The sequence below is a fragment of the Candidatus Ulvibacter alkanivorans genome, from assembly GCF_003333325.1.
Classification (GTDB): domain Bacteria; phylum Bacteroidota; class Bacteroidia; order Flavobacteriales; family Flavobacteriaceae; genus Ulvibacter_A; species Ulvibacter_A alkanivorans.
This window is the reverse complement of sequence record NZ_QOLC01000065.1, coordinates 1-1291: the sequence shown is the minus strand read 5'-3', so window position 1 is coordinate 1291 and position 1291 is coordinate 1. Positions and strand designations below refer to the sequence as shown.

Here is a 1291-nt window from a genome sequence, read left to right as displayed (position 1 = left end):
ATCCTTTTAGTCCATCAAATTTTTCGACCTCGTAAGTTTCACCATCCGGACGACTTAACGGCACAAGACCGCAACCTTCTGAGAAACACCATTCACCAAAAAGATTATTGGCTTTTTGTGCAAACCTTGACGTTCCCCATGCGCTTTCATTAGCAGCTTGAGCAAGAGCCAGAGAAGGCGGGATGATATTTACTTTTTTTAATAGATTTTCTTGAGAGCATTCTTTTACTCTGTATTTTACACAATATTGAGCCAAATTCGTTGAGCTTTTAATTTCCTCTCTTTCTTTCTTTACTTGCTTATTGGCGTCCACTACCATTTGATAAACACTTTCAAAGAAAAACTCTTTTTTCTCTTGGACTGGTAGTTGGTTCGCTTCTTTGAACTTAACAACGTCGATTCCTGTTGCCAAGGCACCTGTAGAAGCCAAAATCAAACTTGAAAAAAGTGCAATTTTTTTCAACATATTTCCCTCTTCATCTGTTTTAAAAATACAGTTTAACAAACAATCAGGGTCAGTACAAGACCTTCTATGGCTTGACTTTTGAACGATTATTTACTATAATACTTTGTATATTCACCAATTTGGTTCTATTTATGAAATTTTTCATCTTCGCACTCATTATCTTTATTCCTGCTATTTCCCAAGCCAATGAGACTCAATGCACTTATATTGAGGGCAACACTTATTGGGAAGAATCTGTTTCAAAATGCCGAATGAACTGTGTCTTTAATTACCGACATGAAATCAAGGTTTACATGGGTGGCGAAAATAACCTTGGGTCTGTCACTGGTTCCAGCAGCACTGACTTTGCTTTGAGTGATACAAAATTTGATGACAAAATGATTAAAGATGATTATTACACTTTGTTCAAAGGCAAGAAAATTGAAGATAACATCTATGAAGTTTGCGCCATGAAGAAAAGTGATGCCTATAAAAAACAGAAGGAGAGACTTGAAGCCGAAGAAAAAATGAAATACGACTTAAAATCTATCCCTAACTTTTTCAAAGATCTTTTTCTTGGCGGCTTAATGTAAGTTGTTTTATTCAGGATAATTTGATATAATAGCACTTTCAATTTCAAAGGGCGAAAAAACATGCAAATGCTTGGCAACCTTATTTTCTCTATCATTCTTACGTTTGCAGGGTTCAGCAGCTTCATTATTAATGATAGCTGGCCTGAAATCACTCTTGATAAGCAGATTTCTCGCTACGTCATCTCTTTGGACTTGGAGGACAAAACCCCGAGCTATGCTGATAAATTTCACGCCTTGAAAGATCTGCTTATTA

General features: G+C 36.2%; 3 protein-coding genes. 1 reads left to right on the top strand and 2 read right to left on the bottom strand.

Going from position 1 to position 1291, the window contains the following annotated elements:
- Nucleotides 1–466, bottom strand: a 466-nt coding sequence (locus tag DWA30_RS05170) for a glucosaminidase domain-containing protein (protein ID WP_210725387.1), incomplete at its 3' end; no start/stop codon positions are given.
- Nucleotides 467–597: 131 nt separating this feature from the next.
- Between DWA30_RS05170 and DWA30_RS05165 the strand changes: the two genes are divergently transcribed.
- Complete coding sequence (locus tag DWA30_RS05165) at nucleotides 598–1038, top strand: hypothetical protein (protein ID WP_114491473.1); 441 nt, start codon at nucleotides 598–600, stop codon at nucleotides 1036–1038.
- A gap of 6 nt (nucleotides 1039–1044) precedes the next feature.
- On the opposite strand, the gene DWA30_RS13385 is transcribed toward DWA30_RS05165, so the two are convergent.
- Nucleotides 1045–1291: hypothetical protein (locus DWA30_RS13385; RefSeq protein ID WP_210725386.1), on the bottom strand; the 247-nt coding region annotated here is incomplete at its 5' end.

Excerpts from the sequence above, each read along its gene's own strand:
- DWA30_RS05165 (WP_114491473.1), top strand. The coding sequence starts at position 598 with ATGAAATTTTTCATCTTCGCACTCATTATCTTTATTCCTGCTATTTCC.